This is a genomic window from Bacillus sp. ISL-35, from assembly GCF_018613355.1.
GTDB lineage: Bacteria > Bacillota > Bacilli > Bacillales > Cytobacillaceae > Mesobacillus.
In genome coordinates this window covers 1-22,112 of the sequence record NZ_JAGGQK010000024.1, presented here as the reverse complement: position 1 = coordinate 22,112, position 22,112 = coordinate 1, and the positions used below count along the sequence as shown (strand labels likewise).

Annotated in this window: 20 protein-coding genes and 1 other annotated feature; of the genes, 1 reads left to right on the top strand and 19 read right to left on the bottom strand. The window is 42.4% G+C overall.

The features are described from left to right. Positions 1-61: 61 nt before the first annotated feature. From J7E38_RS22105 to J7E38_RS22025, 17 genes are all read right to left on the bottom strand, one after another. Positions 62-1,183, bottom strand: a complete 1,122-nt coding sequence (locus J7E38_RS22105; protein WP_214704697.1) for an SPOR domain-containing protein — start codon at positions 1,181-1,183, stop codon at positions 62-64. A 117-nt stretch (positions 1,184-1,300) separates the two neighbouring features. Then, a complete protein-coding gene (locus J7E38_RS22100) occupies positions 1,301-2,071 on the bottom strand; it encodes a hypothetical protein (RefSeq protein ID WP_214704698.1) in 771 nt (256 codons plus the stop codon). After that, entirely contained in the window at positions 2,068-2,688 is a 621-nt protein-coding gene (locus J7E38_RS22095; RefSeq protein WP_214704699.1) for a hypothetical protein, read from the bottom strand. Before J7E38_RS22095 ends, J7E38_RS22100 begins: the two co-directional genes overlap by 4 nt. Positions 2,689-2,690: 2 nt before the next feature. Continuing rightward, a complete protein-coding gene (gene pilM, locus J7E38_RS22090) occupies positions 2,691-3,674 on the bottom strand; it encodes a type IV pilus biogenesis protein PilM (protein ID WP_214704700.1) in 984 nt (327 codons plus the stop codon). Between the two features lie 17 nt (positions 3,675-3,691). Next, positions 3,692-4,459, bottom strand: a complete 768-nt coding sequence (locus J7E38_RS22085; RefSeq protein ID WP_214704701.1) for a prepilin peptidase — start codon at positions 4,457-4,459, stop codon at positions 3,692-3,694. Positions 4,460-4,461: 2 nt separating this feature from the next. Further along, positions 4,462-4,872 (bottom strand): type II secretion system protein, encoded by a 411-nt coding sequence (locus J7E38_RS22080; protein ID WP_214704702.1) that lies wholly within the window; start codon positions 4,870-4,872, stop codon positions 4,462-4,464. A gap of 125 nt (positions 4,873-4,997) precedes the next feature. After that, positions 4,998-6,203, bottom strand: coding sequence for a type II secretion system F family protein (locus tag J7E38_RS22075; RefSeq protein ID WP_214704703.1), 1,206 nt, complete (start codon positions 6,201-6,203; stop codon positions 4,998-5,000). Positions 6,204-6,206: 3 nt separating this feature from the next. Then, on the bottom strand, positions 6,207-7,247 hold the full coding sequence (locus J7E38_RS22070; protein ID WP_214704704.1) for a type IV pilus twitching motility protein PilT: 1,041 nt from the start codon (positions 7,245-7,247) through the stop codon (positions 6,207-6,209). 13 nt (positions 7,248-7,260) lie between these two features. Then, the gene (locus J7E38_RS22065; RefSeq protein WP_214704705.1) at positions 7,261-8,922 is read right to left on the bottom strand and encodes a GspE/PulE family protein; all 1,662 of its coding nucleotides are present in this window, start codon (positions 8,920-8,922) and stop codon (positions 7,261-7,263) included. A 15-nt stretch (positions 8,923-8,937) separates the two neighbouring features. Beyond that, positions 8,938-10,287, bottom strand: a complete 1,350-nt coding sequence (locus tag J7E38_RS22060) for a G5 domain-containing protein (RefSeq protein WP_214704706.1) — start codon at positions 10,285-10,287, stop codon at positions 8,938-8,940. Positions 10,288-10,302: 15 nt separating this feature from the next. Continuing rightward, the gene (locus J7E38_RS22055; protein WP_214704707.1) at positions 10,303-10,872 is read right to left on the bottom strand and encodes a hypothetical protein; all 570 of its coding nucleotides are present in this window, start codon (positions 10,870-10,872) and stop codon (positions 10,303-10,305) included. Positions 10,873-10,891: 19 nt separating this feature from the next. Continuing rightward, positions 10,892-11,863 (bottom strand): hypothetical protein, encoded by a 972-nt coding sequence (locus J7E38_RS22050; protein ID WP_214704708.1) that lies wholly within the window; start codon positions 11,861-11,863, stop codon positions 10,892-10,894. Beyond that, positions 11,856-12,272: a PulJ/GspJ family protein gene (locus tag J7E38_RS22045; protein ID WP_214704709.1), complete on the bottom strand. Its 417-nt coding sequence runs from the start codon at positions 12,270-12,272 to the stop codon at positions 11,856-11,858. The genes J7E38_RS22050 and J7E38_RS22045 overlap by 8 nt, the downstream gene beginning before the upstream one ends. Positions 12,273-12,279: 7 nt before the next feature. Next, complete coding sequence (locus J7E38_RS22040) at positions 12,280-12,711, bottom strand: type IV pilus modification PilV family protein (RefSeq protein ID WP_214704710.1); 432 nt, start codon at positions 12,709-12,711, stop codon at positions 12,280-12,282. A 148-nt stretch (positions 12,712-12,859) separates the two neighbouring features. Then, positions 12,860-14,578, bottom strand: a complete 1,719-nt coding sequence (locus J7E38_RS22035) for a sensor domain-containing diguanylate cyclase (RefSeq protein ID WP_214704711.1) — start codon at positions 14,576-14,578, stop codon at positions 12,860-12,862. Positions 14,579-14,659: 81 nt separating this feature from the next. Next, complete coding sequence (locus J7E38_RS22030) at positions 14,660-15,970, bottom strand: bifunctional folylpolyglutamate synthase/dihydrofolate synthase (RefSeq protein ID WP_214704712.1); 1,311 nt, start codon at positions 15,968-15,970, stop codon at positions 14,660-14,662. A gap of 63 nt (positions 15,971-16,033) precedes the next feature. Continuing rightward, the gene (locus J7E38_RS22025; RefSeq protein ID WP_215038939.1) at positions 16,034-18,673 is read right to left on the bottom strand and encodes a valine--tRNA ligase; all 2,640 of its coding nucleotides are present in this window, start codon (positions 18,671-18,673) and stop codon (positions 16,034-16,036) included. Positions 18,674-18,731: 58 nt separating this feature from the next. After that, positions 18,732-18,975, bottom strand: a binding site (T-box leader). 180 nt (positions 18,976-19,155) lie between these two features. Between J7E38_RS22025 and J7E38_RS22020 the strand changes: the two genes are divergently transcribed. Continuing rightward, a complete protein-coding gene (locus J7E38_RS22020) occupies positions 19,156-19,350 on the top strand; it encodes a hypothetical protein (protein ID WP_214704714.1) in 195 nt (64 codons plus the stop codon). Between the two features lie 18 nt (positions 19,351-19,368). Here J7E38_RS22020 and ysxE read toward each other — a convergent pair whose 3' ends face one another. Together ysxE and spoVID are read right to left on the bottom strand one after the other, a co-directional pair. Beyond that, positions 19,369-20,406 carry a spore coat protein YsxE gene (ysxE, locus tag J7E38_RS22015; RefSeq protein ID WP_214704715.1) on the bottom strand — a complete coding sequence of 346 codons (1,038 nt, stop codon included), beginning with the start codon at positions 20,404-20,406 and terminating at the stop codon, positions 19,369-19,371. A 162-nt stretch (positions 20,407-20,568) separates the two neighbouring features. Beyond that, entirely contained in the window at positions 20,569-21,729 is a 1,161-nt protein-coding gene (gene spoVID / locus J7E38_RS22010) for a stage VI sporulation protein D (protein WP_214704716.1), read from the bottom strand. Between the last annotated feature and the right edge of the window lie 383 nt (positions 21,730-22,112).

Sequence of the window (22,112 nt, the reverse complement as noted above, 5' to 3'; positions counted from 1 at the left end):
TGCCGCAAAATGGCGAAGGCTCTGTTAATTTGTTCAATTTCCCGGAAAATATTCTGGTATATTACTTTCCTAAGGCCTGGTAGGCAGACAGGAATGAGAGAAGGCTTTTCTCCATTTCATCAAGCTGATTTGCGTCCTTCGATTTATGGTAGCTGGCGAAAGAGGCACTCGCCTTCTCCATACTTGCCTTCGCTTTTAGGATATTTTGATCCTTTACATTCTTGTCCGCAATTTTTCCAAGAAGTGCGTTAAAATCTTCCGCCTTTTTCACTTCCTCTGGTGAAGCTTGCGGTCCGCTTATCAGGATTGTATACATTTCCGGAGCTTGCTGGAGGAACTTTGCCTCATTTGCGTTCAAGCCGCCTGCTTTTCCTCCCGGAATTTCGAATGGCTTCGCAAAAACCTCGACACCTTTTGCTTTTAGAGCATCAGCCTGTTGTTTCGCCGCTTCAATGCTGCCAGCTGTTCCTAAATAAACAGCGAATTGGCCGTTTACAGGAAACAACTCGGCTGTTATCCCCTTGTCTGCAAGCAGTTTCACTCGTTCCTTCGCCCCATCCTCGGTTGTAAAAATACCATTCTGGACGATGAACACTGGAATTGGTTTTAGTTCGAGGGCCTCTCCGCCAGTTGCCGGATTTTTCGCTGGAGACTCTTCGTTTGGTGTACTCACAGCCGGTGGGGCAGTCGTTTCCTGTTCAGATGCGACAAACTTCAGGAAAGTAACCCCAAACGCCGTTCCCAGCAACACCGCCAAAAAGACGGTCACAAAAATAGTCGTGTAAAACCGGTTGCTCCGCTTTGTTTTTGTGTTCCAAACCGATATCCCCAGACTCTTCTTTTTCTTTTTCTGCTGCTTTGGCGCGATTTTATATTCTTTGACAATCTCCTGTTCGACGGGATCAGGCAAAATCCAGTCAAAATCCTCCTCAGCCTTTTCCTGTGCAGCCGCAGTTTCATTTAAGGCTGCTTCATTATCAAGCGGATACACCTTACTCCTGTCATCACGAAGATCGTTAATCGGGAACTTGCCGCTATTTTCTTTTTCACTATTACTATTTTCAACCCTATCTTCTTTTTGCTTCTTTTTTTCAATGCCATTTTGCTGATCCTGTCTGTCTTCCTGAACCGGACGGTCCTTGCCATTAATCTTGATTGTGATCGTTTTGCCATGCTTGTCCAAAGCTTGTACCTCCCCCTGCCCGTTCCTGTTTTGCTTCATCCTATCACACAGACAAAAAAAAATAACAAGACTTTTGTCGTCTTGTTATAGAATGCTTTCGTCAATTTTTTTACTAGATTAATTGCCGTCTTCATCCGCTGACTGTTCCTGCTCTGTCAGATTGTCTTCCGAAAAATCGCCGAAAGTCGGGAACGGATTGCGCTTGTTGGCAGGGGCTGGGGTTTCGATCTGCATTTTGTCACCTTTTTCATTCTCCTCAGGGAAATAAAAAGCAGATAAATTAATAGTGAACGATATGATTTCCTTTTGTTCTACTTCATAAGCAATACTATCAGGTCCATCAAAGTCAATGGACTCAATGGTGACTTCTCTTTTCGATTCTTCTAGTACTTGAATGAATTTCTCCAAACCTTCATATCCCTTAGCTTCGACAGAAAGTGTTACTGAGGTTTTTTGAAGGCCCGCCGGCATACTGTCTGTCATTTCAACATTCCTGCTATTAGAATCATTTGATTCATTATTAGAATCTGCTGCAGTATCCTTTTGATCTGAAGAATTGCTTTCTCCAAACTCCATTAGGGTAATTGTACTGTCAGAAACTATTTCTGCTTTTTCAAAAATCAGGATCAACTGCTCGGTGAATGGTTCTTTCGGAATGATTTTATATAATTCTGAAGCACTCTTTATTTCCCCTGAAGGAACAGCAGTGATCCTCTTTTCGTAAGCAGCTTGCAGTTGTTTTTCCATTTTAAGCTGCTGTTCTTTCTGTATGACACTTTCCTTCAATGGTTTTAAGTATGTGGCTGAGGTACCGAAGTACATAATCAGCACGATGAACAGGCCGGATATAAGGATAAAGATTTCTTTTTTTGAAAATTGGAGGTTCATGATTCTTTCCCTCCAGTATTTTTGTATTCCTTCGTGAAGAATTCCCTATTAAAATGAATTTCAAATTCTGAATAATAAATTGGCATTACAATCTCTGCTGCTTCCGCAGTCGAACCACTGGATGGTTCACTTGCCTCTTCTTTCACAGCTTCAAGAGTCAGAATGGAGGCATTATCGACCCATTCTGAGTGTTTAAGTGAACTCAAGAAATATGCCGCATCTCTCGAGGATTCGAATTGAACTTTAACACCGACGCCCCCTTCACCGTTATAGCTTAATGATTGTATGAACCCTTGTTCAGGGAGCAACGCAATAAGGCTTCTGAGCAATCTGACCGTTTCTGGAGTATAACTTTCAGCCCAGGAAACAGCTTTCTGCAGATTTCCAGTGGAATCACTGCTTTCTTGGTCAGTAATTTTGGTTTGTAAGACGGTGTTTAATTTTTGAACTGATTCAATCTCCTGATTCACTTTTTTCAATGATGTTTCATTCACGCGTGCCTGAACAAAAACACCAATGGAAACAATAACGAAGACGAACAGTAAAATAAGTGAGATGGAAAGTGAAGAAGATGTTTTAGGTTCTTTTTTGGGAAGTAAATTAATCTCTACAAGCATCTTCATACCTCTTTCAACCCAAGTCCCAAAGCCAGATAATGTGCTCGTGAAATTCCGCTGGCTGCTTCAGGGAGACTTTTTTCCAAAGTTACTACCTGGATTTCAAAGCGCTCATTCATTTCGCTAATAATCCTTGGCATTAAAGGATGGTCACCATTTATTAAGATTTTTGTGATGGAGCTTTTGCCATGTGTAAGTGAATAACGGTAAAAGTCTAGTAATTTGTTGATTTCCTTATAGATATCTTCAAATTGAAACACAAATTCGTTCGCATCCCCAACAAACGACAATTCCTGGGTTCCAGAGAGCCCTAATTTTACTTCCCAATCAGATTGCATTTCTACCGGAATATGTCTCATGAAAATTGGTAATGTCCCTTCAAAGATACACATACTGACCACGCCTAAATCAAATTGAATGGTCATAAGGGTTTCATTTTCATCTGCAAGACCAAGAAAGTGATAGAGTCTATAGGCAGCGAGCGGGGAAATATCTGCGGCCACCGGTTTAAGTCTTGCTTCTTTTAGAAGGTTCGCATATTCAAAAACATACTCTTCTGGAGCAGCAAACAAAAGGATCTCCCTTTTGTTGTTTTCCACACTTAGTGGGACGGTATCAAACACCGGTTCATCAAAAGGCAAATGGATGCTTGATCCCAACTCGAGATATAGGTATCCGTGAATCTCATCATCTTTAACATCAACGGGTATCGAAACTTTACGAATGATCACCAGCGAATCCGGAACAAGGAATCTTACCTCTCTATTGTTGATTCCCCAATCAGCTATACACTCATCAAGAATGAAAGAAAGCGTTTCGAAATCCTGAATCTTACCATCAGAAATAATTCCAGCCGGTAGGAAACGTTCCCCCTTGGCTGAAACAACGATTGGGTTCCTTTGTTTTAATTCAACATACCGAATGGAGTGGTCGTTCATTACAAGATTAATCATCTTTTTTCGTCCGGTAAAGATGGATAAAGCCATGATCAAAACTCCTTCAATCAAATTCCTGATGTTAATAGACTCATATATTCTTCGATCAAATAATCTCCGAAAAAGTATGCGACAAGTGTACCTAACGCAATAAATGGACCGAATGGAATCGTTTGTTTGCGTTTTATGGATCCAAGAAGAAGGCCAATGACACCAAAGAACGCTCCAAACAATGTGGATAAGAAGAAGGATAGCAGCAGCATTTTCACTCCAAGCACGAAGCCCACCAATGCAAAAAGCTTGATGTCTCCTCCACCCATGCCGCCCTTACTAACAACAGCAATCAATAACAGGAGAATAAAGCCTACCGCAGCACCAGCGAGGGAATCCCACCACGGAATTAGAGGAATAAAAATTCGTTCAATCAGAAACAGACCCGCAAAGAACATCAACACTTTGTCAGGAATAATCATATATGCCAGATCCGAAACTGTAATGATGACTAACATAGAAATGAGAGTTAACGCAATGATCAACTCACCATTCAATCCAACAGCTAATGGCGCAAGCGCAAAAAGCACGCCAGTCAAAAACTCAAAAAAAGGATAAACGGGCGAAATGCGCACCTTGCATTGGCGGCATTTCCCCCTCTGTATAAAATATGATAGTACCGGGATCAGCTCCCAGGCAGTCAATTGATGGCCGCACTTCGGACACGAAGAACGCGGCGCAACGATTGATTTTCCTTCTGGGATGCGCAGGGCTACTACGTTGTAGAAGGAGCCTAGGACTGTTCCTAGTAAAGCAAGATAAAAAGTAAATATTTGAACTGTCATTACTATTTTCTATCTATTAACTGTTTTTCAGTAAGCGTTGTTAGTGCTTCTGTCTCGTCATCACTGTCTTCAAAGACTTTAAGTGCCTCATCATGACCAGTTATAGAGTAAACATTATTTGTTTTATCATAACTCACAGAAAATTCCTCGTCCTCAGCATTAGAAATGTAATTTTTCAGATCATCTTGATCCCAAGATTCTTCATCTGGATTTGCTGCATGAGCTAATTTTGCTGCTCCTATTATTTGCAATGCATCTGCTACAGCAGCATCCTCTTTTGATTTCTCAATAATCCCGCCAATACTAGGCACAGCAATAGCTGCAATAATCCCCAAAATCACAATAACAGCCAATAATTCTACTAATGTTAATCCTCTTTGATTCTTTAATCTTTTCTTCAATGTTTTCAACATATTACCCATCTCTCCTTCTAGGTATATTATCCTGTGACATATGCCATATGTATCTATCAAACAGTATAACGGATTGATAGAAGAAATAGAATGAAAAATATTGTTTTTTGTTTGTTTTTGTCGTGTTAACCTACGTGATTGAAGATCTCGATCATTGGGACCATGATGGCAATGACTATTGTACCGACCAAACCTGCCAGCAGGACGATCATGAGGGGTTCAATCAGTGACTTTAATTGATCAGTACTGTGTTCGACTTCTTTTTCGTAGAAGTCTGCGACCTTACTGAGCATGGCGTCTAATGAACCGGTTTCTTCCCCGATTGCAATCATCTGTGTTACAAGGGGAGGAAAGGCCCAGTGGTTTCTCATCGGCCCTGTAAGTGACTGCCCTTTTTCCAATGAATCTCTTGACTCTCGCACCACTTTGGCCAGCACTTCATTTTCTACTACTTTCTCAACAATAGAAAGCGCTTGCAGGATGGGAACGGAGCTTGCAAATAACGAACTTAATGTCCTTGAGAATCTGGCTATTGCTCCTTTTTGGAGCAACTTACCGAAAATCGGAATTCTTAACAGTGCGTAATCAAGATAGTATTTTGTCTGTCTGTTATTCTTCAATACCATGATAAGCAGTGTGATTGCCAGAGCCAATAATATGATGAGCCACCAAAACGATTGCATGAATTCACTCGCATTGAGGACAAATTTCGTGATTCCTGGAAGCTCTCCGCCAAAGTCGGAAAACATGTCAACGAATGTAGGTACTACTGCCACCAGCAGGAAAATGACGACGATGATGGCCAATACACCTATGACAGCCGGATAACTTAAGGCTGCGACGATTTTCTTTCTTGTATTATGCTGCTTTTCGTAATGCTCCGCTAATCTTTCTAATGTTTCATCCATATTACCGCCAGCTTCTCCTGCTTTGATCATATTGATAAACATCGGTGAGAAGATTTTACTATGCTTTGCCGCAGCATGTGATAGCGGATTTCCTTCACGCAGCTCTTGTTCAATATCAAAGAGTGCCTTCTTTAGCGCTTTACTTTCTGTTTGGGCAGCAAGGATCTTTGTCGAATCAACAACAGATACACCCGCTTTAAGAAGAGTAGCAAATTGTCTTAGGTAAATGACAAGATGTTGCAGTTTAACTGGATTACCAATGGTTATTTCTTTCGTCAACAGTGATTCCTGGATCTCTAAGATCTCAGTCGTTCTGATTCCTTCTGTGCGAAGCTTTTCAAGGGCTTCCCTTTTGCTCGAAGCGGAAATCGTCCCCGAGCGCTTCCCTGAACGGTCTCTGCCGGTATATTTAAATCTAGCCATGGATTACACCATAGTTTCCTGAAGATAAGGTTCAGCAGAATCCCTGGAAATCATCCCTTTTTGGACAAGCTCCTTCACATCCATTTCGAGGGTGTGCATGCCATAAGACCGGGAAGTTTGCATGATGCTGATGATTTGATGAATTTTTTCATTCCGGATCAAGTTTGCTACTGCCGAATTATTAACCAGGATTTCTGTTGCTCCGATCCTTCCTTGCTTTTCTATTGTCGGAAATAATCGTTGCGAGATCACAGAAACGAGTACAGAAGCTAGCTGAATACGTATCTGCGCCTGCTGTGATGGCGGAAATACATCGATAATTCGATTGATTGTGGCCGGTGCACTTGAGGTATGCAATGTACCGAAAACAAGATGTCCAGTTTCAGCCGCTGTGATTGCTGTCTGAATCGTTTCCAAATCGCGCATTTCCCCAACCAGGATCACATCCGGGTCCTGTCGCAGGGCGGCTCTCAATCCATTGGCAAAGTTATTTGTGTCAAACCCCACTTCACGCTGGTCGATAATCGAGCTTCCATGCTTGTGTAAATATTCAATTGGATCTTCTAGCGTAATGACATGTTTCCTCATTGTTTCATTCATATACTGTATCATCGCTGCTAGGGTAGTAGACTTCCCGCTGCCTGTAGGACCTGTTACAAGCACCAATCCTTGGGGCTTCTCCGATATTTTTTTCAGTATTTCCGGAAGTTTAAGATCTTCAATGGTAGGAATACTTGTAGGGACAATTCGAATGGCCATGGATACACAGCCTCTTTGATGATAAGTATTAACCCGGAAACGTGAAACACCTGGAATTCCGTAGGAAAAGTCCAGTTCTCCCTGTTCCTTAAACCGTGTCCACATTTTTCCAGGGATGATCGCCCTCGCCATTCCTTCTGTTTCTTCAGGGAGAAGCGATTCTTTGCCATACTTTCTTAGCTCCCCATTAATTCTCATAACAGGAGGTACACCAACTGTTATATGTATATCTGACGCTTTCAGCTCAAAACCTGCTTGAAGCAGTCGTTCAATTTTATCTTTCATCTGCTCTCCCCCGCTATTCTGCAATGGCTACTCGGAGGACTTCCTCGGTGGTAGTCAATCCTTGTTTTACTTTCAATAAGCCATCATCAATCAGGAAAATCGTTTTATTCTTCACGGCAATTTCACGAAGTTTGGTTACCGTTTCTTCATTCATGATCGCTCGTCGGAGTTCCTCATTTACCGAAAGAACTTCATGAACGGCTAATCTGCCGCGGTATCCTGTCATATTGCAGGAAGCACATCCTCTTCCTCTCCATACTGTGGAAATTTCAATTCCTCTTTTAGAGAAAATATCAAGTTCCCGTTTGGTTGGAGAATGGGATTCAGCACAATCCCGGCAAACTTTCCGAACGAGCCGCTGAGATACAATGCCGCTTAAAGAAGATGCGACCAGAAATGGTTCAACACCCATATCTATCAGTCTTGATACAGAAGTCAAAGCATCGTTTGTGTGCAAGGTACTTAATACCAAATGACCGGTTAACGAAGCTCTTACTGCTACCTCTGCTGTTTCCTTATCTCTTATTTCACCGACCATGATGATATTTGGATCCTGGCGAAGAATCGATCTTAAGCCTGCTGCGAACGTCATCCCGACATTCGGATTAACCTGTATTTGATTGATTCCTTCGATTTGATATTCTACTGGGTCCTCTACCGTGATGATATTAACTTCTTCACTGTTCAATTTATTTAAAGCAGCATATAGGGTCGAAGATTTACCTGACCCTGTAGGCCCAGTAATCAAAACGATCCCATTGGGTCTGGAAATCATACTATTGAATCTCTTTAGATTTAAAGCATTAAACCCTAATTTGTTAATATCATTTAAGGTGCTGCCCATATCAAGCAGACGGAGCACAATTTTTTCTCCATAGACAGTTGGAATTGTAGATACCCTCAAGTCGACTGGGTGGAAGTCAAGATTGACTTTAAACCGGCCATCCTGCGGCACTCGGTTTTCTGTAATATCCAGGTTCGCCATAATTTTAATTCTCGCTGTCAATACATTCTGCATATGTTTAGGAAGGACTCGTTCTACCCGCAGCATGCCATCGATCCTATATCGAACTACTACTTTGGTTTCCTGGGGATCGATATGGATATCGCTCGCCTTACTTGCACCTGCATTTGATAACAATTGATTGACCAGCCTGACAATTGGGGAATCTGCATCTGTTACCTTTTCCTCTTTCACTGGTTCAATTGCATATTCTTGCCCGATTAATTCTTCAAAATCTTCGTCGATATCATAGTATTTATTTATGGCTCGTATGATATCATCCTTAGTTGCAATAGCAGTCTCAATATGAAACCCGGTCGATAGACGCAAATCATCAATGGTAAAAAAGTCCATCGGATCTGACATTGCTACATAAAGTTTGTCTCCCTCTTTTTTTAAAGGGATGACTAAATTACGTTTAGCCGTCTCCTTGGGAATCAGATTAAATAAACTTGTATCAAATGGATATCGATATAAGCTTATATGCGGAATCCCCAGCTGGAACTCCAGCACCTCTATTAATTGCTGCTCTGTTATATAACCTCTATGCAGCAGGGCATCACCGAGCTTCTGTTCCGCTGGTTTATCCTTAAGAGTGGTTTGGAGTTGGTCTTCAGTCAGCAGTCCAGATTCAATCAATAAATCTCCAAGTCTTCTGCGAGTTTGTTTCATCTGTTCGCCTCCTGATTATTTGGGTTCTTCATTCGGTTTACCCCACAATCTGTCTTCCCCACTGTCATCTGTTCCTTCATCAGGATCGTTTTGCTCATTTGTTGCAGGTGACTGATTCTCTGTGTTAACCGTCGGTGTTTCATTCATGGAACTGCCATTATTGTCCGTATTAGCCAATGATTCTGTCCCCTGTTCTTCCGGTTGTGGTATTTGATTACTATTTGGATCGATTCCATGTACTTCTACTCGATGAATTGGCTGATAAAAATCTTCAGATATCAATTCCGATTGAATCAATTCACCACTTGATGAAATAGTCTCTCGATATACTTTAATCATCAATCCCGGTTTCCCTTCGGTTTCCACCGATTTTTGACGGGGTTCCAAAAGAGGTGTGTAACGCTTGATTGTTCTTGGCTTAAATTCTTGCTTTTCTGTAAGATTCATCTGATATTTTGAAGAAAAGGGGATGCCTATAATAGAGATCTCTAAATTACCCCTATCAATTAGTAATTTAATGTCGTATCGATTTTCATTAGGATTGTAGAATGAAAAATCAATTTTCTTGCTAAAATCAACTTTCGCTTCAAGCCCTAGTTTAATGTTTTCTAGCAGTTCTCTTCCGATGTTTCTGTCGGTTATAGTGAAGTTAGTTGATAACAATGCCTCAAAAAGACCTGATGAAACTACGCTCATCTGGTGAGATGATAATTGATTCAACTTTTTACCTTCTAATAACTTATTCAATGAAACGTTTGTAAGCGGCTCTATCGATATCTGAGGAAATTCATGTACGAATTTTTCAATGTCCGTAAACTCTCCATCCAATTGCCTGGATGCAGTGGCCACAACAACTGGCTCTTCTTTTGGCAAAAAGTCCTCCAGCCTTACGGTAAGGGATGGATCAAGTTCAGATGCTGCTGAAGATAAGGCGTTAAGCAATCCCGTCATATCCAGTGCATGGAAGTCTGTTTTAGGAATTAGCTGTTGCAATGTATTTTCTATGTTTTGTTGATTGACTTCAACAATCAGGGAATTTTCTTTTCCATCTATTGCTGATTCAATTGATTCACCCACTAAAAACTTGAAACTATTAGGATCCACCTTCTGGCTTGATTCTTTATATTTCAATTCAAAAGAAGCATTCTCTTGCCAAGTTTTTATTTGCTCTTCCAGCAATGAAGCTGCCTGTTCTCTTGATTTTCCTGAAAGGCTAATTGGCCCGATTGATGTTTGCTCTTGAAATAGATCCCTTTCGAAAAATGAGCTAAAAACAACAGTAGAAAACTGGGAGAAACCTAATATAAATAGAGAGGCAATGGTCAAAACCATTGTGACTTTAAAACGCTTAAAATTGCTGACCATTGTCATACCTCCCTTTTATTTGGCTTCTATGTACTCCCACAATTCATCTTCTGAATCATTGGATTTTTGTTGAAAGTCCAGCATCTTTTCAATATCACTAAGATATCCTTGTTTAGAGTCAGATGATTCTCCCTTAGCATCTTCTTGCTGACGAGACAGTAGGTCACTTTCTTCATTTTCAGATTTCAGTTCAGAAGAATGCATCCCATAAAGTTCACTTATAGGATCCTCATCTTTCATATCGTCAAAAGCTGTAAAACTATTAACTAACTTAGGTGTTGGTTCAACTGGAGCAGAATTCTCGGTAATCATTTCTTGGTTGTTTAAGATATTAATAGCTTCAGGACCGTTATAAATCCCACTTTTTCTTTCAGTTATTAAGCCAACTATGACAGAAAAAAGGATGATAAGCAGAATGGCTTGCCATTGAACGAGCAATGCAGTTAATCCAGTGCCAATCAGCCCTATAATTAATGTACCAACAACCACATACCATTTTCCCCGTTTGGTTAATCCAAGCGGGATGTATACGATGAGTGGGATGACAATTACTGCTGCTAAAATCGAGAAGAAAAACTCTATCATTTCCACACCTCATTTATGTTTATTGATATGATGCTTCTAGTAACAAATCCTTTACGTCCCAAGCATAAGGTTCAGGAGTTTCCGATACATTTACAACTTCCATGGCATAAATTCCACTTTCATGATTACTGTCTATAATTTGAGCACAACTTGGAATTGGTGTTTTTACGGATATATTTTCTTCATCTCCGTATAAATACAAAGTACCTTCTATACAAATTAACCCCTGATTTCCTCTCTCTGGATTATTTTGTTTAACACTTAAGCTTTTAATATGGGCGTTACCTTTTACCCAGACGTCACTATTATTTTTAATAGAAGATTCCTCTTTAAGGTACAAATCTCTTCCAATTTCCAAATGTGTATTTGATTCGGTTTCTAAGCCATTTTGAAAGTAAGCATCTTTCTTAAAAGATAAGTCCGTATTTGATCTTACTGAAAAATTATTTAGGAATAATTTCGAACTCGCAAACTCATGATTGGATTTGATTGACTCCTCATCAGAAGGTTTCATCTCGGTTGTGGGTTGCGGGAAATCCCCAGTCAAAAATCCTCTTGAAACTATCATTTTCCCTGATATCCTGCTTTCCTGGTGGTCTTCAGCAATGCCAATCGATGTGAAGGCAATTGAAATTTTTTCTTGTTCTCCACTTTTTACAGGACTAACTATTATATTTTCTATTCTGTACATGGGATATGATTGACTTAATTTCAAATTAAAAGATTTATTAAATGGCAATTCATTGTTTAAGGTTGCAACGGTGTAATCTAAACTCTTTTTTGAATTCCTAGAGAGTATGCCAGTTACCTGTTTTTTCATATGGGTGACCCCCATCTCCGCAAGATTAGTCGCTTTAATCTCACTTCCGGTATGGGCTATTTGCTTGGAATTATTGGCTGCCATTCCAACAAGCGTAATTCCGATTATGGAAAAAACGGTCATCATCAGCAACACGACTAGCAACACGGATCCCTGTTCGTTTTTACTCATCCGAAATTCCCCTTGCAAATAAAGTTCTTAATGTATAGGATTGGTCTCCCTTTTTTATCTTCAAAGTCATTTCAAGAGGCAATTTTGTATCAATTTGTAATGGCTCACCTGAGTATGTATGATTTTCATAGACGACTTGAGCCATATAGCTATACTTACTTGATATAGCCTTTCCATCAAGTAGTACTCCATCCGTTTTTATTTCTAATTGATAGGCAGGTTCTTTCAAGTGTTTGTTGCGGATCGTTTCAGCGATTAGCTGAGCTTCCTGCTGAAGAAATGCATCCTCTTTGCTGGATTCTCCCTGTTTGATCCCTGTATGGAAAACAGAGTATGCAAGAACGATAATAATGCCTGTTATTGTAAGAGCGGCTAATAATTCTACAAGGGTAAAACCGTTTCTTTCCATCCTGGGTTCACTCCTTGTAACCAAAAGTTTCATAAACATTCTTATATGTATCGTTACTTTTCTCCTGAATCGAAACTACTACTAAATTTAAATCCATTGGCAAATTATTATTAAATGAGTCAGCGTGCATAATTTGGACTACAGGATAATACTTTTTTTCTCCAACTTCCAGGAAAAAACGTTCGTTAGATGCGAAATCAGTTCCATATAATTGATTCCATTCCTCAATTGTTAAATCGGTCGTGTAAGGGGATTTTTTAATGATATGTAAAATTTCCTGGCTTAGCTGGGCAGCAGAACTTCTGCTTTCATTATCGGAATTAAAAATCTTTGCCTGTAAAAAAAAGCCTGCAAAAGAAAGGAGTACAATCGAAAGCAACGCGACTCCAAGGGTAACTTCTAATAAATGATAACCATGCTGGTTTAATCTTTTAGACATGGGCCGCTCCTTCTTTCGCATAATCCTCATACTTTCTTCCTATTATACTAGCAAACGACACTATATGACACTATGAATCTGCAGCGAAAACTGACAATTAATAGTGATATGGAACAGAAAAAATACCACCTGAATAAGTGGTATTTCATCATTTCACATATTCCGCAACTCGGTTCCGTCCGGATCGCTTTGCTCCAACATATAAGGCCCGGTCAGCATGCCGGATTAATGCCAATGAATCATCGGCGTCCTGAGGCGCAGTGGCTACACCGATTGAGGCGGTGATGTTGACATGCAGCTGTTTTCCTTCTTCATCCATTGATTGCAGGAGGATAAAAGGCTCATTTGCAATCAGCAGCCTGATTTGTTCGGCCAGTTTCAGCGCATCGCCTTTCATCATGTTTGGCACCAGGATGACGAACTCTTCTCCGCCGTATCGTGCAAGGGTTCCAATCATGCCGACTTTTTTCCTGAGACGTTCGCCTACCTGTATTAAAATCTCATTTCCGCTTTGATGACCGTATGTATCATTGACAGATTTGAAATGGTCGATGTCGAGCAGAATGAGGGATAGGAGGTCCCTTTGGCCTGATTGCAGCTTTTCGAATTCGGTGGTCAGCCTGTTTTCGAAATAACGATAATTATACAATCCAGTGAGCGCGCATCGCTCGCTGTTTGCCTTTGTTTTTTCGTGATGCCTTGCATTTTCCACGGCAATCGCGAAGTGGGAGCAGAGAATGTCGACTATCATCAATTGTGATTTTTCAAATGCTCTTTTTTTGTTTGCGGCGAGGACGAGTACACCGACAACCTGGTTGTTCCGGGCAATGGGAACGCCGAGTATGCTTTCAGCTCCCGGTGGGACATAGCCTGAATTTATGTGGCTCCATTCTTTTTTGGAGTGGAAGAGTACAGGTTTTTTCCCTGCCCAGACGAGTCCGCTGATTCCTTTGCCTTTTTCAAGCGGTGCCGCAACCGGTTCCAGGACTTCCCCGAATTCAACCTTATGGATCAATTTTAGTTCCTTATCATCCACTACATCCAATATGTAAGCATAATCTACCGGCAGCATCTCAATCAGCTTTTTGACGAAAAGATCAAGCACTTCATCTGCCTTCAATCTTTCTGCCAGCTGATGTCCGATTTCCGCCGCATTCTGTAAAAATTGGTTCACCTTGTCGCTGGAGTAATAGAGACTGAGAATGATAGACAGACTTGCGAAGGGAATCCCAACGAACAATAACGAATAATGTCCCATTTCACTCAAATACAGCTCATATAGAACGAACCCAATCGGGAAGGTGATCAATGTCGTGACTGTTTCCCAAATAAAGTCTTTTCCGAAGTATGGCCCCTTCTGTTTTAAAATCATCGCTTGCAAAAATAACAAGAATAGGGTGTTCACTCCGTAATTGCTAATGCCATAAACTGTTCCAAGGACATAAATGTATGGATCCTTTGCCAGATCAACCCCTTCACGACCACCGAGCGCATAAAACAGCAGACCGCTCACCAATGATACGATAAAGAACATTAACGAGTTTAATGGAAATCTGTATAGATCCGTTTTTTGAACACGCAGCCTCATCAAAAGGATCAATACCGAAATCTGCATCAACATCATTTCGATGAAAATTCCGTAGTTCAGGAATACCGCGAGTGATACCCATTGAATCAGGAAGATGGGCGTATTGTTGACGACCATCGGCATGGAAGCCACGACGGCCATCAGGACAAGAAAGGGAATGACTTCCCAGACGCTGACATCCGGTGGTGGATAAACTTGATATATCACCCAGATTCCGACTGGAACGGCCAGCAGCCATGCAAACCAAATAGAGTTTTTGAACATAGGGGATATCTTCATTTATCCACCTCCTTTTGACTGGGTAAAAAGTCTCACTTTTTAAATATTTTAGCAAACTTTTTGTTCAATGTCATAATTTTCTTATTTATTTTTCAGCAGATTCACGATCACCGGCTTTGCTTCTGAAAGAAAATACAGAGAGCCTGTCACGATTAATATTTCATCGCTTTTGATCTCATTTATTTTGCGATGAAGGAAGTCATGATAATCGCTGGCAACGCTAAGTTTATCTGTATTTCCAGCCTCCATCAGCTCTTCGGCAGACGCAGACCGCGGAAAATCAAATGTTGTGAAGACTAGATGGTCCGCTGCATCTTCCAGAGTTGCAATCATCTTGTCAAACTTCTTGTCTTTGAGAGCTGCAAATAAGATGGTAATCTTTTTATCGGCATAACGCGATTTTATTTCACTGGCAAGTGCATTTATTCCTTCTTCATTATGCGCACCATCAATCAGGACATAGGGTTCCTCACTGAGGATTTCAAGACGTCCCGGCCAATAAGCATGGATGAGTCCTTCCCGGATATCAGTTTCTTCAATCATGAAGGAGTAGTAATTAGCAAGGACCTGGGCCGCCATGACTGCACATGCCGCATTGTCGACCTGATGGGAGCCAAGCATGGATGTCTCCAAATTATTGAATTGGCCGAACATGCTGGAGAAGGCAAATCGCTCTCCTTGCTGCAAAGACTCTCTGGTACTTGTTGAATAGTCTTTCTCCATCACATACAGCGGTGATTTTCCTTCTTGCGCCTTTTTTTTGATTACTTCGAGCGCTTCCGGCTGTTTCACTCCCGTAATGACACTCACGCCGTTCTTGATGATTCCCGCTTTTTCAAAAGCGATTTGTTCATAGGTATCACCCAGTATTGCTGTATGGTCCAGCCCGATGCTGGTGATGATTGAGAGCAGCGGATGGATGACATTTGTCGAATCAAAGCGTCCACCGAGTCCCACTTCATAGATGACAACGTCAACTGGAGACATTTTTGCAAAATAGTAGATGGACATGGCGGTGATCACTTCGAATTCCGTCGGTCCGCCCAATTCTGTCTGGTCCAGTTCGTCCGCCAGCGGCTTGATCACATTCGTCAATTCAACCAGTTCATCATCACTGATTGGCTGTCCGTTGATGCTGATCCGCTCATTGAATTGTTCGAAATATGGAGAGGTAAAGGTGCCGACACGGTAGCCTGCTGTCTGCAGGATCGAACGAAGGAAGGTGACTGTAGAGCCTTTCCCATTCGTTCCGCCGACGTGGATTGTCTTGATCGTTCTTTCAGGATGCTCCAGCCTCTCAAGCATCCATTCCATCCTTGATAATCCCGGCTTCATGCCCAGACGCAGCCTTGCATGGATCCATTTCATTGCTTGTTCATATGTTTCAAACATGTAAAACACCTCAATTCATGATGAAGACGAACCAATAATGGTTCGTCTTCAAAGTTTTAATTATTAGTTTCTCAATTCATTGATGCGTGCTTCTACTGCTGCACGTTTTTCAACGTAGTCTTTTTCCTTCGCGCGCTCTTCTTCAATGACTTTTTCAGGAGCCTTTTTAACGAAGCCTTCGTTGGAAAGCTTCTTCTGGACACGTTCGACTTCTTTATCCAGCTTTTCTTTTTCCTTCTGAAGACGGGCGATTTCCTCGTCGATATTGATCAGGCCTTCAAGCGGCATGATGATTTCGAGACCTGTAGCGACTGCTGTCATCGCTTTTTCAGGAGCGTTGACTTCAAGCCCGATTTCCAGGTTTTCTGGATTACAGAAGCGGACAATGTAACCGCGGTTGTTTTCCAGCATGCTTAACGTCTTTTCATCCTTTGCCTTCAGGAACATATCAACCTTTTTGCTGAGCGGCGTGTTCACCTCAGAGCGGATATTCCTTACAGAACGGATGACTTCAACAAGCAGCTTCATATCTTCTGCAGCTTGCTCATCTGTAAGAGCTGCATCAACCTGTGGCCAGCTTGCAACAGTGATTGACTCCCCTTCATGAGGCAGGTTCTGCCAGATTTCTTCGGTAATGAATGGCATGAATGGGTGAAGCAGGCGCATCGTGTTATCAAGAACGTAGGCAAGGATCGATCTTGTCGTCTTCTTGGCCGCTTCGTCTTCACCGTATAGCGGCAGCTTTGCCATTTCAATATACCAGTCACAGAAATCATCCCAGATGAAGTTGTAAAGAGCCCGGCCAACCTCACCAAACTCATAACGGTCTGAAAGTCTCGTAACAGTCTCGATTGTTTCATTCAGCCTTGTCAAAATCCACTTGTCAGCAACTGATTTTTCGCCGCTCAAATCGAATTCCTCATATTTCAGGCCATTCATGTTCATCAATGCAAATCGTGAAGCGTTCCAAATTTTATTGGCAAAGTTCCATGTCGCTTCAACCTTTTCGGTACTGTAACGAAGATCCTGCCCCGGTGAACTTCCTGTTGTCAGGAAGTAGCGGAGTGAGTCAGCGCCATACTGGTCGATGACATCCATCGGATCGACTCCGTTGCCAAGTGATTTACTCATCTTGCGGCCATCTTCGGCACGAACGAGTCCGTGAATCAATACATCCTTGAATGGTCTCTGATCCGTGAATTCTAGTCCCTGGAAAATCATCCTTGAAACCCAGAAGAAGATAATATCGTAGCCTGTTACTAGTGCAGCTGTCGGGTAATAGCGCTTGTAATCAGCTGCTTCTTCATTCGGCCAGCCCATCGTCGAGAATGGCCATAGCGCTGAGCTGAACCATGTATCAAGAACGTCATTATCCTGTTCCCAGTTCTCTGGGTCTGCCGGCGGTTCGTGATCAACGTATACCTCGCCTGTTTCTTTATGATACCAGGCCGGGATGCGGTGACCCCACCAAAGCTGACGCGAAATACACCAGTCGCGGATGTTTTCCATCCAGCGCATATAGGTATTTTCAAAGCGCTCAGGGACAAAGTTTACTTTCTCTTCTTTGCTTTGCAGCGCTACTGCTTCATCAGCAAGCGGCTGCATTTTAACGAACCATTGCGTTGACAGGTATGGCTCAACAACTGCTCCGCTGCGCTCAGAGTGTCCTACAGAGTGCATGTGTTCTTCAATTTTGAAAAGAACACCTTGCTCCTGAAGGTCTTTGACGATTTGCTTGCGGCACTCGAAACGGTCCATGCCCTGGTACTTGCCGGCTTTCGCGTTCATTGAGCCATCTTCATTCATGACAAGGACTCTTTCAAGATTGTGGCGGTTGCCAATCTCAAAGTCATTAGGGTCATGTGCTGGAGTGATTTTAACTGCTCCAGAACCGAATTCCATGTCAACATAATCATCGCCGACAATCGGGATCTCGCGGCCGACGATTGGCAGGGTAACTGTCTTGCCGATCAAATGCTTGTAGCGGTCATCTTCAGGATGGACAGCAACCGCAGTATCCCCAAGCATTGTTTCCGGTCTTGTTGTCGCGATTTCGATATGCCCGCTGCCATCTGCAAGAGGATATCTCATATGGTAGAAAGCACCCTGAACATCTTTGTGGATAACCTCGATATCAGATAAAGCTGTTTTCGCTGCCGGGTCCCAGTTAATGATGTATTCGCCGCGGTAGATCAATCCTTTGCGGTATAAAGATACAAAAACTTCTTTAACAGCCTTTGAAAGGCCTTCATCCAATGTGAAGCGCTCGCGGCTGTAATCAAGTCCAAGTCCAAGCTTTGACCATTGCTTACGGATATGCTGCGCATACTCTTCTTTCCATTTCCATGCTTCTTCTAAAAACTTTTCACGCCCAAGCTCATAGCGGTTGATGCCCTGGCTGCGCAGCTTCTCGTCAACCTTTGCCTGTGTGGCGATTCCGGCATGGTCCATTCCTGGGAGCCAAAGAACATCGTAGCCCTGCATGCGCTTCATGCGCGTAAGGATATCCTGCAGCGCTGTGTCCCACGCATGGCCAAGGTGCAGCTTCCCGGTTACGTTTGGCGGCGGAATCACGATTGTATAAGGTTTCTTCGTTTCATCATCTTTCGCTTCGAAAAACTTTCCTTTGACCCACCATTCATAGCGTCCCTGCTCAATCGAAGACGGATCATATTTGGTCGGCATCGACAAATTCTCTTCCATCATTTTTTCCTCCATTCAAATGCTTTTCTTTTGGAAAATAAAAAAACTCCATTCGCCATAAAAGGACGAATGGAGTATGTTCGCGGTACCACCTTTTTTCCCAGCAACGTAAAAACAGAATCCTGCTGCTGGCTCAAATATGGATAACGGCTCTTCACCGTCGCCTGTTACTGAGATTATCCCGTTCCCAGGCGATGCTCAAGGGCGACCTTCCATGGTTCCTGCTTAGAAGTCCTCCCAGCAATTGGACTTCCTCTCTTGAAGCTGGCTTCTCATGTACTCTTCCCTGTCAATGCTTTGCTTTATTTTTGGTTTTTGTATATTAGTTATACTACCTAAAAAAGATGATTGACGTCAATCATCATTTCCTATTTTTCATTATTTTATACATCACGCCACATACTGTGCCAATAATCAGCACATTTTGTGCCAATGCCTCATAGAATAAAAAAGGGATATCTTACATGCTTGGAGGGATGGCTATGAAAAGAAAGAGGTATAATCCGTATACACTCCCCAGGTGGGCGAGGACGGCGAGGGCAGTGTGCGCACAGCTGATCATTCCTTTTTGTGTATTTCAGGGAATACGAACCCTTTTCTTCCCGTCAACCTTTGATGTCTTCCTGCTAACAATTTTCATCCTGATCGCTTTGGCAATCAAATTTGAAATATTTTAAGGAGCCTTAGAGCCGCTTTCAGCTCTGGGCTCCCTCTTGTTTTGCCTGCTCTTTCTGCTTTTCGAGATCATCCATTTTGGTTACCACATAGCCAGTATTGTTCAAAAGCCAATATTGGCGCTGGAGTTTTTGGACAAACCTCCTTTCATCCACTTCTTTTTTGCGTTGATGATAGGTCTCTGCGACCCGGATGATGCCTGACGGAAAGGCAAGATAGCTCATGAATAACTGCATTTCATCATCACGGAAAGGAAAATGCTTCAGGTATACATAAATCCAGTCAATGATTTCGTCACCGTGCTTCGGCTGCGTTTTTAAAGACCTTGCCAGAAACGGCAGCAAATCCTGAATCGGAGAACCCTTCCTTGCTTTTTCAAAGTTGATAAAATAACCGTATCCCCTTTCATCGAACAGAAAGTGCTCAGGCGAGACTTTGCCATGAAGCGTCACAGTCCTCGTTTTCTTTTGCTCCTTCGTTTTCTCACTCCACGCCTCCAGCTTTTGTCTGGCAAACTGCATCGCCTGCCGAATCTGGATGTAATACAGACAGAATGTTAGTTCAAACGGGGACATATACACCCGGTTCTCGCAGCTCTCAAGGAAACCATTGACGAACTCTTCTTCTTTCTCCCATTCCTTCAATGTCTGTTCATAATGCTCTTGCTTCACTTCCGGGCTGATTTCCAGCTCCTTGGCTGACAGGGTATGCATTCTTGCCAGCTCCCTGAACAGCTGTTTATGCCTTTCAGATTGATCCTCCCTGATGGCATTTGGCATCCATGGCATTAAATAATACAGCGAATTATTATGCAAAACCCCATATCTGCCGTCGTTAGCCGGATAGACGGGAACAATCCTGTTATAGCCTTTTTGATAAAGAGTCTGGATATGCTTGATAAAATCTGTTCCTTCATACGGATGGATTTTTTTCAAAGCAAAGGTTCCTGATTTGGTATAGACCTTCTTTATTTTTCCAAAGTCCTCCGCAAAATAGGGCTCGATTGGATATTGCTTCAACACAGCAGATTCTTCTTTTAAAAAATTGCGATCATCCATCGGATCACTCGCCTACTTTCTGGAACTTCTATGCATGAATAGAGTTGGGCAGGTGCTTGTAAACACCTGCCCATACTTAGTGCTGTCACAACCCCAGCCAGCAGCCAAGCCAGCCCTGACAACTAGCTTCCTTTTGGACAAGGCATTGCTCCTTTTCATTGATTATGATTGGTGAATAGCCACACCGGGAACATATAATACCTGGCCTTCATGTACTTCATGGTCGATGCTTAAATGATTTACTCTCAAAAGCTGCTGTACCGGCACATCGTAGCGTTCCGATATTGATTGAAGCGAATCGCCTTGCTGGACGATGCACACTCTTATTTTGGCAACTTCGGATTCCTCTTCCTTACGCGCTAAAAATTCGGCAATTGAAATGCCCTTTTTCATATTCGGTTTTTTCTTTTTCAGCAAAGGAGAAGACGAGCTTTCAGGAGATTCTTCCACTTCAGCAGGCATACTTTCTGGTACTTCTTCCTCCTGCTCAACCTCAACTTCTACTTCCTCCTGTTCAACCTCGACCTCCGCAACCGGTTCTTGCTCGCCTCTAAAATCACTTAAAGCATATTCTGGCTCCGGCTCTCTTTGAGCCTGCGGTTCCGGTTGTGATGCCTCTTCCGCTGCAGCTGTTTTCTTCGCTTCAGCCCTGAACGGTGCATACAATTCTTCTTCATAGGAATCTTCTTCTTGATGATTCAAGGTTTCATTCTGCTGAACGAAGGAATACGCCGGAGGATCCGGGAAGTCCTGTTCAACGGCTTCTCCTGAATTGTCATTGTCCGACACTGCGGCTGTATCAGCCACCTCTTCTGTAACATCTTCACGGTAACTGATTTCCAGTTCTTCGGCTTCTTCATTAACAGCATCCTGTTCAGCTTCATGCTGCTGCTCCCCGTATAGGCCAGTAATCGCCAGATCCGCATTCAGCTTCAAGCGCTCCTTTTCCGGAAAAACATAGTCGAAACCTTCTACTTGGATATCGATGTCGTAGATACTTTCAATCCGGTTTTTCGGAATGGTGATATCCACCGGGAATCGGTGAAGGAATTCATACACTCCTTCATCCCTCTCCATGACAGAATGGACGTACTTAAGAGCCGATAATTGTTCCTCCCCATCATTCTCCTGCTGCTGTTCATAGCATGTATATTCCCCTGTCAACTCTAGAGATCCGCGAATGGATACATATTGCTCATTTTCCTGGATCGTTATATTCGGATCGAGTGAAATCGAGACAAGCTCCGCGACTTCCTGTCCTCTTTGAAACCACACTGACTCCTCTAGTGAAAATCGCAGGCACGATTGATTCCCCTGAGACAAAGCGACTCCTCCTTTCATTCCTTAAACGTAAAATCACTATGTCATTAACACTTTATGAGTCTATATTTGCTTTTATGATAATTTAGAACATAAAAAGGAGGTGAAGGGATTAATAGGAGATTGATCATGAATTATTCTAGGAAGGCAGCGATTTTGTAGCTTTGTCTGGTCTTGGTGCTACTTCAGACAAAGTTAAAGATATCACTCGTGGTTTTATCCGAACCTGGGACTACTTCGGACAAATTTACGGGATTACCTCTAGGTTTTGTCCGAACCTGGGGCTACTTCGGACAAAGTTACGGGATTTAATCTAGGTTTTGTCCGAACCTGGAGCTACTTCGGACATAGTTACGGGATTTCCTCTAGGTTTTGTCTGAACCTGG

What these genes read in the sequence shown, in the direction of transcription:
- J7E38_RS22100 (WP_214704698.1), bottom strand. Translation starts at nt 2,071, where the DNA reads ATGAACCTCCAATTTTCAAAAAAAGAAATCTTTATCCTTATATCCGGC.
- J7E38_RS22095 (WP_214704699.1), bottom strand. Translation starts at nt 2,688, where the DNA reads ATGCTTGTAGAGATTAATTTACTTCCCAAAAAAGAACCTAAAACATCT.
- pilM (WP_214704700.1), bottom strand. Translation starts at nt 3,674, where the DNA reads ATGGCTTTATCCATCTTTACCGGACGAAAAAAGATGATTAATCTTGTA.
- J7E38_RS22085 (WP_214704701.1), bottom strand. Translation starts at nt 4,459, where the DNA reads ATGACAGTTCAAATATTTACTTTTTATCTTGCTTTACTAGGAACAGTC.
- J7E38_RS22080 (WP_214704702.1), bottom strand. Translation starts at nt 4,872, where the DNA reads ATGTTGAAAACATTGAAGAAAAGATTAAAGAATCAAAGAGGATTAACA.
- J7E38_RS22075 (WP_214704703.1), bottom strand. Translation starts at nt 6,203, where the DNA reads ATGGCTAGATTTAAATATACCGGCAGAGACCGTTCAGGGAAGCGCTCG.
- J7E38_RS22070 (WP_214704704.1), bottom strand. Translation starts at nt 7,247, where the DNA reads ATGAAAGATAAAATTGAACGACTGCTTCAAGCAGGTTTTGAGCTGAAA.
- J7E38_RS22065 (WP_214704705.1), bottom strand. Translation starts at nt 8,922, where the DNA reads ATGAAACAAACTCGCAGAAGACTTGGAGATTTATTGATTGAATCTGGA.
- J7E38_RS22060 (WP_214704706.1), bottom strand. Translation starts at nt 10,287, where the DNA reads ATGGTCAGCAATTTTAAGCGTTTTAAAGTCACAATGGTTTTGACCATT.
- J7E38_RS22055 (WP_214704707.1), bottom strand. Translation starts at nt 10,872, where the DNA reads ATGATAGAGTTTTTCTTCTCGATTTTAGCAGCAGTAATTGTCATCCCA.
- J7E38_RS22050 (WP_214704708.1), bottom strand. Translation starts at nt 11,863, where the DNA reads ATGAGTAAAAACGAACAGGGATCCGTGTTGCTAGTCGTGTTGCTGATG.
- J7E38_RS22045 (WP_214704709.1), bottom strand. Translation starts at nt 12,272, where the DNA reads ATGGAAAGAAACGGTTTTACCCTTGTAGAATTATTAGCCGCTCTTACA.
- J7E38_RS22040 (WP_214704710.1), bottom strand. Translation starts at nt 12,711, where the DNA reads ATGTCTAAAAGATTAAACCAGCATGGTTATCATTTATTAGAAGTTACC.
- J7E38_RS22035 (WP_214704711.1), bottom strand. Translation starts at nt 14,578, where the DNA reads ATGAAGATATCCCCTATGTTCAAAAACTCTATTTGGTTTGCATGGCTG.
- J7E38_RS22030 (WP_214704712.1), bottom strand. Translation starts at nt 15,970, where the DNA reads ATGTTTGAAACATATGAACAAGCAATGAAATGGATCCATGCAAGGCTG.
- J7E38_RS22025 (WP_215038939.1), bottom strand. Translation starts at nt 18,673, where the DNA reads ATGGAAGAGAATTTGTCGATGCCGACCAAATATGATCCGTCTTCGATT.
- J7E38_RS22020 (WP_214704714.1), top strand. Translation starts at nt 19,156, where the DNA reads ATGAAAAGAAAGAGGTATAATCCGTATACACTCCCCAGGTGGGCGAGG.
- ysxE (WP_214704715.1), bottom strand. Translation starts at nt 20,406, where the DNA reads ATGGATGATCGCAATTTTTTAAAAGAAGAATCTGCTGTGTTGAAGCAA.